Annotated in this window: 17 protein-coding genes; all 17 read right to left on the bottom strand. The window is 47.9% G+C overall.

Translation table 11 applies throughout. The features are described from left to right. Nucleotides 1-204 (bottom strand): hypothetical protein (locus MDMS009_RS12975; RefSeq protein WP_008290359.1); only part of this gene is annotated, 204 nt, incomplete at its 3' end. 35 nt (nucleotides 205-239) lie between these two features. Then, the gene (locus MDMS009_RS12970) at nucleotides 240-1,130 is read right to left on the bottom strand and encodes a hypothetical protein (protein ID WP_008291910.1); all 891 of its coding nucleotides are present in this window, start codon (nucleotides 1,128-1,130) and stop codon (nucleotides 240-242) included. Nucleotides 1,131-1,161: 31 nt separating this feature from the next. Beyond that, nucleotides 1,162-1,923, bottom strand: a complete 762-nt coding sequence (locus tag MDMS009_RS12965) for a DNA adenine methylase (protein WP_008290345.1) — start codon at nucleotides 1,921-1,923, stop codon at nucleotides 1,162-1,164. Further along, nucleotides 1,889-2,083, bottom strand: a complete 195-nt coding sequence (locus MDMS009_RS16775) for a Com family DNA-binding transcriptional regulator (RefSeq protein ID WP_081443579.1) — start codon at nucleotides 2,081-2,083, stop codon at nucleotides 1,889-1,891. The genes MDMS009_RS12965 and MDMS009_RS16775 overlap by 35 nt, the downstream gene beginning before the upstream one ends. A gap of 138 nt (nucleotides 2,084-2,221) precedes the next feature. Further along, complete coding sequence (locus MDMS009_RS12960; RefSeq protein WP_008290144.1) at nucleotides 2,222-2,584, bottom strand: hypothetical protein; 363 nt, start codon at nucleotides 2,582-2,584, stop codon at nucleotides 2,222-2,224. Further along, nucleotides 2,584-3,105, bottom strand: a complete 522-nt coding sequence (locus MDMS009_RS12955; protein ID WP_008290664.1) for a hypothetical protein — start codon at nucleotides 3,103-3,105, stop codon at nucleotides 2,584-2,586. The genes MDMS009_RS12960 and MDMS009_RS12955 overlap by 1 nt, the downstream gene beginning before the upstream one ends. Further along, nucleotides 3,105-4,052 (bottom strand): hypothetical protein, encoded by a 948-nt coding sequence (locus MDMS009_RS15905; protein WP_008290149.1) that lies wholly within the window; start codon nucleotides 4,050-4,052, stop codon nucleotides 3,105-3,107. Before MDMS009_RS15905 ends, MDMS009_RS12955 begins: the two co-directional genes overlap by 1 nt. A gap of 2 nt (nucleotides 4,053-4,054) precedes the next feature. Then, complete coding sequence (locus tag MDMS009_RS12945) at nucleotides 4,055-4,642, bottom strand: YmfQ family protein (protein WP_008290129.1); 588 nt, start codon at nucleotides 4,640-4,642, stop codon at nucleotides 4,055-4,057. Beyond that, entirely contained in the window at nucleotides 4,633-5,697 is a 1,065-nt protein-coding gene (locus MDMS009_RS12940) for a baseplate J/gp47 family protein (RefSeq protein WP_008290140.1), read from the bottom strand. The genes MDMS009_RS12945 and MDMS009_RS12940 overlap by 10 nt, the downstream gene beginning before the upstream one ends. Next, nucleotides 5,687-6,148, bottom strand: coding sequence for a phage GP46 family protein (locus MDMS009_RS12935; protein ID WP_008290120.1), 462 nt, complete (start codon nucleotides 6,146-6,148; stop codon nucleotides 5,687-5,689). Before MDMS009_RS12935 ends, MDMS009_RS12940 begins: the two co-directional genes overlap by 11 nt. Next, nucleotides 6,145-6,696, bottom strand: coding sequence for a phage baseplate assembly protein V (locus tag MDMS009_RS12930; RefSeq protein ID WP_008290167.1), 552 nt, complete (start codon nucleotides 6,694-6,696; stop codon nucleotides 6,145-6,147). The genes MDMS009_RS12935 and MDMS009_RS12930 overlap by 4 nt, the downstream gene beginning before the upstream one ends. Beyond that, the gene (locus tag MDMS009_RS12925; protein ID WP_008290121.1) at nucleotides 6,696-7,718 is read right to left on the bottom strand and encodes a phage baseplate assembly protein; all 1,023 of its coding nucleotides are present in this window, start codon (nucleotides 7,716-7,718) and stop codon (nucleotides 6,696-6,698) included. Before MDMS009_RS12925 ends, MDMS009_RS12930 begins: the two co-directional genes overlap by 1 nt. Beyond that, a complete protein-coding gene (locus tag MDMS009_RS12920) occupies nucleotides 7,711-8,838 on the bottom strand; it encodes a DNA circularization protein (protein ID WP_008290153.1) in 1,128 nt (375 codons plus the stop codon). Before MDMS009_RS12920 ends, MDMS009_RS12925 begins: the two co-directional genes overlap by 8 nt. Further along, nucleotides 8,838-10,610: a phage tail tape measure protein gene (locus MDMS009_RS12915; RefSeq protein WP_008290161.1), complete on the bottom strand. Its 1,773-nt coding sequence runs from the start codon at nucleotides 10,608-10,610 to the stop codon at nucleotides 8,838-8,840. The genes MDMS009_RS12920 and MDMS009_RS12915 overlap by 1 nt, the downstream gene beginning before the upstream one ends. An 81-nt stretch (nucleotides 10,611-10,691) precedes the next feature. Next, nucleotides 10,692-11,072: a phage tail assembly protein gene (locus tag MDMS009_RS12910; protein WP_043887794.1), complete on the bottom strand. Its 381-nt coding sequence runs from the start codon at nucleotides 11,070-11,072 to the stop codon at nucleotides 10,692-10,694. A gap of 4 nt (nucleotides 11,073-11,076) precedes the next feature. Next, on the bottom strand, nucleotides 11,077-11,427 hold the full coding sequence (locus tag MDMS009_RS12905; protein ID WP_008290154.1) for a phage tail tube protein: 351 nt from the start codon (nucleotides 11,425-11,427) through the stop codon (nucleotides 11,077-11,079). Nucleotides 11,428-11,442: 15 nt separating this feature from the next. Beyond that, complete coding sequence (locus MDMS009_RS12900; protein WP_008290164.1) at nucleotides 11,443-12,909, bottom strand: phage tail sheath subtilisin-like domain-containing protein; 1,467 nt, start codon at nucleotides 12,907-12,909, stop codon at nucleotides 11,443-11,445. Nucleotide 12,910 lies beyond the last annotated feature (1 nt).

Genomic DNA, 12,910 nt, shown 5'->3' with positions numbered 1-12,910 from the left:
TGGCGAAACTACTCCTCGCTTAACCAAACGTCTCAGCAAAATCCTAGCGACTTGGTCTGGCTTCATACCTCCAAGAGTGGTGAACTCGACCTCTGGCTTATGAGGGTCACCTAGATCACCATAAACCCGAACCACACCACCAACTTCATGGTACTCAGACTCATAGAGCTTCCCTTCGACCTCAACAGAAACAAAACCAGACATAACAAACTCCAAACTAACTATAGGTAATTAATGATCTATTTAAGCTGCTTTATATAAGAAGTAAATGCAGAAGATTCATCATAACTGCCACCTAAACGATCAAATGGTTTTAAGTTCTCTCTAATGAGAAACACTCTGGCAAAGAGAATGATTTGTGTGGCTTTACTGACTAAAGAGTCAACCTCTCTAACCCACTTCGCCCATTTCTCTAAATCTTGATAACTGAGCTGATTTATATCGGCATCTCTCAATTGATTGAGATTGCTTTCAAGCTGAATAACCACCAACTCTCTGATGTCGTTCTCATCATACAAAGCCTCTAAGCCAGCAATTTCAGCAACAGGACGTTCAACATAATGAGGCCTTTCAAGGGTTACATTTTGAGCAGCCTCAATAGCTTCAACCTCTTGCACAGTAGCTTTCACGGTAATTATAAGTTGATTACTCCGTGTCTTGATCATGCTAGACAAGGCTTTAGATATGGTAGGAAATTTATTCTGTTTAAACGGGCTAAGTTTAGAATTAGCCCAATTGGCACCTTTTTCCTGAGCCTTTAGTTCCGAAACCTGTTGTTGAACAGAATCAATATCAAACTCTCTTAATGTGGCACGGTTTTCAGATTCAGTAACAAAACGGTCGAAGCGTTTCGATAGAGTGTTGAATTCAACACCGAAGTAACTGGCACCACATAACTGGCCGATGTTAGTGGTATAGCCATCTTCAGTTGAGACAATATAGCCTTTGTTATGAGGCGAATGACAAGTTGATAAACCACAACGAATTTTTTCAGTAAAAGTATAATTACCTAGAATCTCCTTTAATTTATGGTCTGATGGATCGAGGTTTTCCTCAAAACCAGCTAAGTCTTGAATATCTCCCCATGAATCAACACGGATTAAGCCTTTCTCGGTATTTAGTGTAATCATCGCTTAAGAATGTGACTCCATTTGTTAATTATCACCAATTCCATATTAGCAGCTCACGGGATGCTTTTTTATTGTGATTTCCACCTACCGTGTAATTGATATTTAAAGGCTTATTTGAGAGGCCTTTAAAGACCTTTTTAATAGTGTCGTGGTCGTTGATGCTGATGAGCATTTTGCCTTGGATAGTTTGGGCCAGTTCTGCCATGGTTTCGTATTGTTCTAAACCAAAGTCTTGACCGTAACCTGCGGTTTCATAGTACGGTGGATCCAGATAGAACAGTGTGCCTGGTCGATCATATTTCTGAATGCAGCGCTGCCAGTCTAGGTTCTCGACGTTGGTTCTGGCCAGGCGAAGGTGAGCGGCGCTCAGATCCTCCTCGATGCGGAGTAGATTGAGCCGTGGCGGACTGGTAGTGGCGGTGCCATAGCTCTGGCCGTCGACCTTGCCACCGAAGGCAAGCTTTTGCAGATAGTAGAACCTGGCTGCACGCTGGATATCGGTGAGCGTTTCGGGTGTTTTGGCTTTTTCCCATTCAAACAGTTGTCTGCTGGATAAGGCCCACTTGAACTGCCGGACGAATTCTTCAAGGTGGTGCTGAACAACCCGGTAAAGGTTGGTCAGCTCACCATTGATGTCATTAAGCACTTCGACTTTGGATGGTTCCTTTTTGTAAAAGAGCGCTGCGCCACCAGCAAAGACTTCGACGTAGCATTGATGTTCCGGAAACAGGGGCAGGATGTCTTTTGCGAGTCGGGTTTTACCGCCCATCCACGGGATAATTGGTTTGGCCATGTTTTTCCTCTATTGGTCTGGCACTCGCTGGTGCTGGATTAAGAGGCTCAATGGCCTTCAGGTTGTTGAGTGTCTTACATCGCGGACACTTGATTTCGATTTGTACGTATTCAGCTTTAGCCAGTAACCGGCTGCAGCCACCACATCTAACTTCTTTCATGTGAGCCTCTATCTGTTTGTGCTAGGCTGGCCCGGCTGCGTCGACGCGGCGGGATGGCCTTGGTTGGCTCACAGGGTATGTGCCTGTGGGTTGACGGCTCGGCAGTGTTGGCGCACTGCCGAGTCGCTGTCTCTTCCTTTACTTCAGTATTTGGTCTAGCGATTTGTATTGGCCATCTTCAAAATGAAAACGGCCAAAGAAGCGAACCAGACCATAGAACCCAACAGCTTCTATAGCTGCTGGCAATTGTAATGACCAATGCAGCCGCTTGACATCTCGCAGCATGGCTTTAAAAAAGCCTCGGTCAGCTGAGAGACGATCCTTATCACCACCACCACGTTGGTAGTTAAAATCGTGATGACGGCAACTCGCCTCGAAGAACCAGCCAAATAACAGCTTAGCAACTGGTTCGGGTAGCCAGTCAGGGCCACAGCCATTTCCAAAACTGATTTTTTGTTCCGGTGTCAGGTCTGACCAGGATATTTTTGATTGCTTAGGCATTAGCTGTAATCCACAACAATCGCGTCAATATCAGCTTGAATCACATCCGGCTGCTGCTCATCTTCGTGCTGTGTTTGAAGTGCATAGAGCAAGTCTTCATAGTCCTGCTTTTTTCCAATAGCTGGGCCAGCCACACTTTTATAATTGGACGCATTGCTAATGATTCGTCCGACTAGGGTTGCTTTATCAACGCTGGCTCTCTCTGCAACAATGAAGTCAATCAGTGGCGTCGGCGCGGCATTGTCCGACTGCCAAGCTATTGCTTCTGGCTCTTGCGTTGGGAAGCTAGCAATTTCTTCAGCCGTATAAAGACTCGTGACTGGAGCCATGGCTAGTTTGAATTTCTGAACAATCTCAGAATGCTTATTAGCAAGCCGATCATCGATTATTAGTTTTGAATCTATGACAGATTGAATTTCTGACTCATCAATTTCAGTCATGCCAGACTTAATTAAATGATCTTGTGAGCCATCGGATTCAAATGCAAAGACATTATTATTTTCGTCTTTAAAATATTTCATTATCTAAGCTCCCACCAAACATCAAATCCCGAAAGAACTCCAGCTCCGGCTTGATATGTGCTACCGTTCGGAATAATCAAATTAACGTATTGTTCATCAGAATCACCTGCGATAGTGCAGATAACTTCACCGTCAACAAGGAAATTACGAGGCCCACTGCCAGCGCTTAGAACTATCGCCAGTTGAATAGATCTACCAGTAGTGTTTGTATAAGTAACACCCTCTGAACGACTGACAAAAACGTCTTGCCAGACCTGCCCCTCGCCAATAGCCATCGTTTTGATTTTGGCATCAAGCTTGTCGGGGCTGATAATACTCTCAGTCGTATCGGTTCCCGTATTCCATGTCGTCTGATCCTGAATAGGCGTACCGGCAATCGGGTCAATATCAACAAACATCACGGTGGCTGATTTAGCCAGACCGACGACCACCTTTTCGGATGGCGCAGTTGCAGTAATTTCCCCCTCCGTACTGCCAGACAGATAATACTTGTCACCCACCGTCAGGCCGGAGAACAGCGCCGAACGACCAAACGCTTCGACCAGGCTGTTGGTGACATCCGCAAAGCCGACCATCTTCTGTTTGTCGGTACCGTCGGCAATGGCACGGTCATAGCGGCTGTTGGCAGTGTCCCAGTACACGGCATCGCCATCGGCTACTGATGGACCAAAGGTGACATCTTCCAGCCGTACAACGTGGTTGGTGGCTGAGACCAGCTTGACGATGGCTTTCTGCAGCAGGTTTAAATCACCATCATCAGGTGTGAGGCCTGCATTAGTGATGACGTTGCGTAGTGACTCGCCCATTTTGTAGAACCAATGCGCGCCGGGCCATGTCGCTGGTGTACCGGATGTAGGATCACCATTTGTTGGATAACCAACTGACGGTACTGCTGGGGCATCAGGAGGTGATGCTGAAGCATCCGCTTCATAATTACGTGGTTCCATTATTATCCTCCGTAGGAAAAAATGAGTGTGGTGTGATCGGGTTTTAATCTATGGAGTGTGCATTCGAGGCGCTTATTGCCCCATGATGCTAATGGCTCATCGACGCGGCCATTCACTCTCCAATAGCTAATCGTTTCTTCAGGCGCATTGACCTGCCATGCAAACTGCCAAGACTGCCCATAAAGCGGTTTATTGACTCGGTCTGCGACTGTCCAGCGCGAAAACTCGGTGATAGTGACTTGATAGCCAATCGATTCTGCAATGGCTATAAAATACGGGATGCTTTGCCCCCCTTTATTGGTCACTTTGGCGTATAGGCTAGCCAGTCGCTGCTGAAGGGTTTGCACGTCATCTACGCACGGATCGGGCAGCGCGTAAGCGGCTTCCCACTCATTAAGCATTTCATAGGTGGTACGCGGGTCTGCTTCGTCTAACAGGTCATCTTCACGGGCGTGAAGGATGGCAAGCTCTTCAGCGGTTGATTCGAACAAGCCGATAAAGTCAGGATCGTGTTGCAGATCGTCCCAAAGCAGGCCGCGAGGCATTAAGGCCATCAGCATAGTGAGGTATTGCTGGGTTTTTATTGCCATGTGATATCACCTGGCACGAGAATTTGGCCTAGCGTTAGCGTGACGTCTTCTGTCGGGCTAACTAAAACATGATCGGTCTCACCAGCAGCGATACTAATCGCTTCTCGGATATGGCTGACTTTGATAGTGCCTTTGCCATTACCATCTTCTGGAATCGCTTCTCGCGAAAGTAAGTCGGCTATTTCGGATTCAACGGCTGCTTTGACAACCGTGGTATTCGGTGTCAACGCGATAGTTAAATCTAAAGCGACAGGGATGGGGGCAACAACATAGATCCCGGCTGTAACAGGGTGCTGTTCAAAAATATAGTCATACACCGCTTCCACTTCAGTCGCATCAGGGATGATGCTGTCATCGTTATCTCTCACGAAACGAACGGTGACAGTGCCTTCACCCATCTCACCCGGATATTGCCATGCACGGGTAACACCTGGCACTTGTTTTGACCATCTAATGTAGTCATGTGCCGCGCCACCTTGAGCCGGTTGCTGGATGTTTTCGATATGACGTTGACGCCAACTTTCAAGCTGCTCGATGTCGGTACCATTGTTAATACCGTCTGCGTCAACGATGGCTTGGCCATTAATACCGGCAAGGGTATCGACAAAGGTTAAGGCAACGCCAGCGATGGCATTGGCTTCAGCGCCTGGCAAAACGGCTGTGACTGAAATAACGGCTTCACCACCGACAATAGTGACTTCATCATCGACTGTGTATTCAACCGCATCAGCACGTTTTAGAGTTTTACCGGCTTCGATAACAGCGCCATTGGTGCCGGTGACTTCACATTGGCCGATCGCGTATTCGAATGGGTTTCGCTCGGTGCCTTCAATTGATGCGAGACGACCAAAGTGCGCTTCATCGGCGCTATCAGGCAATAACTGCTTCGCTTTATAGGCTTGATAGCCATACATCTCATGCATGCCACCCGCCATGACCGTGGCAAAGATATTAAACGGTGAACGGCGCAGACGTGGCTGACCATCGGTTCTGCTATCAATATTCGCCGTTAAACGGGCATGTAATTCTGCCAATGAAGGACGTTTAAACGCCATTGAAAGCCTCCCAGGCATAATTGAAATTTAAAAGCTGGCCGTCTGCTGTTTCGATGTCGATATCTAAGGCTAACCATTCAGCGCGTGGGTAACTGGCTGTGACTTGCACGGAATCAACCACTTCATCATCAATGAGATGCTGCAAGGCTTCATCGGCATAGTCTTCAGCGGCTTTTCGCACAGGCTCGGTTTGCTTTTCACGTTGTAACAACCAAAGCCGTGAGCCGATCAAGTCACCAGAAACAGACGCCAAGGCATCGCCCCACCAGCCACGTTTATCATTGGTGCCATCGGGGATGACGTCATCTGAGTCGGCTTGTCTGTCAGTGAAAAGCGCCACGATGACGGCTGTTTCCAGTATCGCGACGTAGGTAATTTTTAATGGATCGGTTTCCAGCACAAAGCGTGGACGACCATTTTTATTCACCATTTTGATAACAAAATCCATCATGGTGTCATACTCTGATTAGGGTTACTGGTGGTGCCGCCACTATCGCCATTATGATTGTGGCCGTTATAAGTAGAACGCATGCTCGCCATGGTCAGACCATCGCTATCGACGTGATCGATAATGTCGCCGGTGACGTTCAGTTGGCCTTCGATACGAAAAACCGGCACTTTGGCCGTGATTTGTGTGTTGGCAATCAACTCCATCAGGCCACCCTGCTTGAGGTGAACGAGTTGTCCTTGACTATCGTAGAGTGCAACTTCGCCCGGCTTGAGACTGACTTGACGATAGCGCTTATCATCCATCTTGATGCAAACATAGCCATTGGTTTTACCGCCAATAGCCGCGACGACACCTTTTGCTCCGGGTAGTGGCACGGATGTTATGCCGTAATCTTGAATGCGAGGCACCTCAATCACCTCACCAGATAAGGTTTCGATCTGCACCATTTGAATCGGTGGTGCGTCATTGACTTTAAGCAAGGCACCGACACGTAGCATTTGTTGCAGGCCACGTTTTAATGGTGACAGTAATTTCTGTAAGCGACGCATTACCAGACACCGCCTTCATCGTTTGGCTCTGGCAGGGCTTGTAGTTCAAACGCTTCAGGCAAACCAAGGATCAGCTCAGCGCGCAGCCCTTTATCATCAACTATATAGGTGATGCCTACGATCAATAGGTCACGATTGACATTCAGGTAGTGGTCTTTCACTGCGATAAGGCAATTGGGTTCGATCAATTCATCGTCTAAATACCAGCTCAGCATCGTGTAATTAAATGTCTGAGCTTTCGCTGCAGAAATATTTCTATGCCATGTGGCTCTGGCTTTGCAGCCAGCGGCATCTAAGGCATCTTCAGCTAGAATAATTTTAGGTCGATGACGAGTAACGGCTTTATCTGCCACGGTAGCTGACACCGATACCGTATCTATCCAGGCACTGCTGGTTTGGCCTTTAACCGTGTAGTGACTAAAGCGTTCGCGTGATGAGCGTTTACGACTACCGGCTTTAATGTTGACACCGGTTTCTAAACTGCCTTTCAGGCGTCGGGTTCCGGAACGTGTGATTTTTAGGCCACCCAAACCATCAGACACTAGCAGTACTGCTCTGATTTTAGCGACGGTATCGAGCACTTCAAAGGTGCTTTCACCTTCATCTGATTTCATTGTGGCAAACGGTTTGCTGGTATCAACCGTTGAGGACACCGGAATACCGTATGGCTCACAGAGTACTGACGCACCCTCTAATTGGTTACGACCAGCCCACTGAAACGATGGCGCGCTACAATCAACCAGGTCACCGGTTGCATCACGCCCTGCTACTTGAATGCCATTAGTGCTGTCATCATAGCTATGATCAACTTCATCAATATAGCCAGTGATGACCGTGTGATCATCAATCGTCACCTTGCAGGAATCGCCATCGTTAATAGGGCGTGGCGCGCTGTTTTCAGACCATTTATCAGTCAGCTTGAGATTAAACTCATTCGCAATTTGAACAATTGAACGATTGATCCGAACCTCTTCCCAGCCATACCAGTCCAGACCATTCACTTTCAAGGCGACATCATGCATCCAACACCTCCAAAGTCTGACCACCGGGTACAAATCCGGGGTGACCGATGTTATTGCGAGAGACGATATCGGTTGCACGATCAGCGTCTTGGTAGAGCTGATGCGCAATCACTAATGAGGGCAATGTCGCTTGTGGTGTATAGCGACGAACTTGCTTGAGGTTGGCGGCACGTTCTGTCAGGTCTTGAACCATGGAAGCCCGTAAATCTTGCAGTGCGATATAGGTCTCATCGTCTGCCGCTTGCATTTGCTCATCTAATACCTCAGACAGTTCATCACGTGCGGCAATCGCATCTTGAGCCGAGTCATAATCACGGGTACTAGCCACTCTGGCCGCTTCAATTTGTGATGATTGTTGTACCAGGTTAATGATTGCCTGCTGATTTGAGGCTTGCTGAACACGACTTGGCGTGGTGGTTGGCACGGCGGCTGATTCGCTACCAAAGCTGAACAGTTTACGAAACTGAGTCATGGCAGAAAGACTGCCGACACTGCCAATCACCTGCCCCGCTAAGGCATCGGGCAAACCAACAAAATCGGCAATGGTGGCATCGATAACACCTAATCCGGAAAAGCGTGACTCGATATCGGATAAGACGGTTTTCGCCTGTTCTTTCACCCAACCTGGAAAGCCGGTAACGCTGTATGCCGATGTAAATTGTTGCTTCACTACAGCTTGTGCGTTTTTGGCCGCTGCATTGACGCGTTGTTGCGTGTCAACTTTTGATGTTGGCTTGGCGCGTGACTCAGCTTTGTAAAAAGTCAGAGTAAATCGGGCAATACCACCTTCTTTATTGGTTTCACGCAAACTGCTGGGGCCAGCCTGCACACGGACACGTCCGAGGTAACGATGAACTAAGGTGCCAGAGCCTTTTTTGTTTAAAGCCTCAATCAGTTTGTCACGCTGCTGCCTGTAATCTTCACCCACTACAAAAGCAGGAAAGGAGTACACAGCATCTTTGCCGCCTAAGTCTTCGGCATAGGCATCATCTTTAAAGGGATAATCATGCAACTGGACACGGCGACCAAATTCGAGCGTATGGTCATCAACATAAAACTCAACGCCACGGAATGAGGATTGTTGAAGTTGCTCGCGCCATGTCAATACTTGTTCGGCCATTACAGATTCCCCACTGTAGGGCCAGTATCGACATTAATATCCATGTCATCGCTTTGGATATTTTTGACCTGGACACGCTTATCGGTGACTTCAATTTGCAGTTGGCTGCGTTTTTCCGCACTTAATGCGGCCTGAGCATTATCATTACCAAACAAAGCCAAGGCTTTAGCAATCGAACGGCCTAATGCGTCAGCAAACTCAGTGCCTTCTAATGCATTATCATAAATAACCTTACCGGCTCCGTAACCTGCCAAACCAGCAGCGCCAACTGCTAAACCAGCAGTACCCATCGCTCCGGCACCCATCGCTGCTATTGTTTTCATATTTGGCGCTGCTCTAAGCATTTGCCTACGATTAGGTTTTTTTACTTTTGGTTTCTTTTTTGGATCCATACCCGTTGGATCCATGCCGCCGCGCATATTGACAACATAAACAGGCGTTACCCCATCCATCCCGCCTAGTGCACCACCCATGGCGGATTTAGCTTTGCTGCCTTTAACAAAGTCGGAGATACCCTTGCCACCTTTATAGAGTTTCCTCGCTAGGATAGCTGTGCCACCGACTGCAACCAGACCTGCTGCACCTTTGATGAGCATATCCAGTGTTTCTTTATCAATGTCATTGATCGTGTCCGCCAATGATTGAATGTAGGTAGTCAGGTTTGAGTCAGCAAATTGTTGCCAGGCAGTGTAGAGGTTTCGCATAGCGCCTGCGGCATCATTTGCTGCTCTGGTCGAGTCTTCTAATGTGGTGGTGCCATCAGCGTGGACATTCATGAATTTATCTAAGCTTTCCAGCCCACCAGTGCGCTGGAACTCGGCAGTGGAAGAATTGAATGCACGCATGGCTTCTGCATCAAACACGGTGCTTAACAGTGTTTTTTTGCCTTGTGTTTTTTTGATAATGTCGACCATGATTTCATTGATTGGTCGCAACACTTCTTCGCCACGACTTAAAGCTTCAGCATCAAATATTTTGATGCCGCCGCTTTTGAGCATGTCTATTTTCTTAGCATCACTCAGTGTCCGCATTAAGGCTTCAAAAGCCGTCGCTGCCATCTCTGATGAGCCGGTACCCTGACGGATAACCTGCAATGCCGCACCCATCTCACGAATAGCAGGAATACCTTGCCGCCCCATCGAGGTGTAAGCGGTGACAACACGAGGGCCTAATGCCGCAATATTTTGCAAGGTGAACGCGCCTTCTTTACCTTGCACATTGAGTGTGTCGAGTGCCGTAAGCACGTCTTTTTCCAAGACGATGCCCATTTTCTGGAACTCACCTAGCACTTCACCAATCGATGTGCCTTCTGCACCGGTTGCCTGGATGGCTAAACCAATGTTGCGGATATTGGCTTCAGCAAAGTCCAGGTCACCGGTTTTCTCGACAATAGATTCAATCGCGCTGGTGATTTGACTTGGGTCAACTCTGATGTCGGGTGATTGTGCCGTTTCATAGATTTTCTTTTTCAGTTCATCGATTGCTTCAGCACCGATATTGGCTTGAATGCCTAGCCGAGTGAAGCGACGCTCAAGCGAGACTAAAAACTTGGCTGTTCCGGCACCAGCGGCACCGGTCAATAGTGCGGTGTAACGATTGCCTAACTTATCAAGCCCGTTACCAAAGCTGCTGACACTTCTACGCAACACGCCCATTTGACGTTGGCCTGTTTTGCTAAAGCGTTTCCAACGGTCTTCATTAACACGCATCTGGCGGCCGAAGTTACCTCCGGCGTTGATGTTGATGCTGGTTGTTAAGTCGTTTTGGCTCATCGTTTCATTAGCTGCGTATAAAAGAGTCTTAAAGGTCTATTTAATGTGTAGTTAAGAGGCGTCTGGCTGTACTGGCTGAACTTAATCGTCTGCCAGTTCAGGTTCTCCGCCAGACGCATCATGCTTCCCCCGCTGCATGACAGACTCCAGCACTGCCTGGTCTAATCGTTCTGCATGAAACTGAAGCAGCTCAAAATCTTCACGGTGAAATTTACGCAGGTCATCAATATCAACAATGCCGTCATAATCACCAATAGATTCAATCTGCTTCGCCAAGGTATGAAGCCCCATCAATGTCGGACTGACAGCAAACACATAGCCATCATCTGATGCCGTGACACGTTCAGACGCTAGCCCCGCATCAATGATGTCTCCAGGGGTTAACTCTCGCAGCAAGACTGTAGTGTGGGTTTTATCGCCCATTTTGACGCCGTGTTCGAGTGAAATTGTTATCGTGGCCATGCGTTTATACCTTCTCCGCCATATCGCCTGACATCTCGACATCCGCACTGGTCATGCCATGCTCAATCACATTCACAGTGAAGGCGTTACGCATTAAATAACGTTGGCCGGTATCAGTGATAAACGTGACGGTTTTGTTTTTCCACTTATTCACCTCTGTCACGTCAACCGTTGACGTGAGCAGGATTTTAAACTTCAGGTTCGGTGGTGAATCTGATTCGGTGAAATAGGTTTTGCCACCATGGCTCGACGGTTCTCTTGAAACACCACCCGGATCTAACGTGGCTTCGTTTTCTGACTCAATAACACCGCCGTCAATTCTGACTTTTACTTTTCCTGTGACTTGTTCGCTCATTGCTTACTCCTAAATTTAACGACGATATTCAGTGTGCACAGCCGTGACACGTAGGTTATTGATGAGTTTTGGTGAGTCATACATATCCAGACGGTCTGGATCGTCATCATGAATTTCAGCGATGATTGTGGCTTTATAACCTTCATAATCCTGGCACCAGCCGCGATCCATAAAGACGGTATACAAGGCTAAAAACTCATCTTCCATGGCATTAGGCGTCACCACCGCCTGACCGGCTGGAATATCAAAATCATCATCCGCCAGCTTGTGACGCGGGAATTTTTGAGACACCATTGCCCGTTGCTCAAAGCGGATGCGTTCTAATGTTTCTGCCGTGTTGATGTTGAGATAACTGTCATCAGCAAAGCCGGACGCATTGGTTTGATACATACTGATTTGACGTTCAATTCGTACCAATCCACCACGATCAACACTGTAAGTAGCAATACCATCGAACAGCAGCTGATTACGCTCGGTACCATCCCAACGCAGTTCTTTTTTCGGTGGCTTAATACCAGGCAATGCCAGCGTTCTTAGCTGACGTGCCGGGTCAATTTGCAAGGAAGCGGCAGCGACAACACAATTGACGCCAGCCCATAGATAAGGCGGAGTCGGTGAGTCATTGGTACCCATGCAGGTGACGTGTGGGCCATTTCGTCCACTGCCAAAAGTCCCGGTTTCTGAGTGGGTGCCTTTAAACGCAGTAAATGCCCGAAAGCCGATGGCACGCATTGGCCCCCAGCGACTTTCTGCTTCGGCTTCTAGCACCACTAAGTTGGCTGTATCGGTATAAGGCACTGCAAGCCAGTTGTACCATTCATCACCAATAGCAGTGAACACATCAGTAAGATCAGGATTACCGGTACCGCCAGACATGGCCACAAAGGTGAGGCCGACACCATCAGGCAAGGCTTCATCGTAGAAATTGAGTCGCATATCAATATCGTTGCCGGTTTCACCTTTCCACTTACAAGTGATATCGACCTCAGTCGACTCTGCACCATTAACTTCGGCTGTTACCGGTAAGGTCGTCTCTGCCGTAATGGCTGCAACGATAGCGCTGGCAATATCTTCATCCGTGTCAGCAGCGTCAACACCAATGAGTAAGCGATAGCCTGCGATGTAAAGAAAGACTGTGCCTCCTCGCGTGGCCGGGCCAGTAACGGTGATTGACCCGGTTGCTTGTTCACCGCCTGATGCATCATCTAAAGCCAAGAACCACTTTTCAGTAAACTGATCGGCATTGATTTGTGCCTTGCCCATTTCAGCCAACATAGAGCCTCGACCAAAATACGCTTCCAATTCTTCAGGGCTATTGGCACGAACTGCTTGCCCCGCTGGAATCGTGCCGGTTGACAGTCGCTGACCGATAACCAGCATTTTAAAATCAATATTGGCATTACCTGCCAACCGATTACTGAACTCAATGGCTGTAAACGGTAGACGTAATTTTTCAGGAATCGTATCAAAAGAAATAGCCATG

Source organism: Methylophaga thiooxydans DMS010 (assembly GCF_000156355.1).
GTDB classification, from domain to species: Bacteria; Pseudomonadota; Gammaproteobacteria; order Nitrosococcales; family Methylophagaceae; genus Methylophaga; species Methylophaga thiooxydans.
This window is presented reverse-complemented; position numbering and strand designations above follow the sequence as displayed.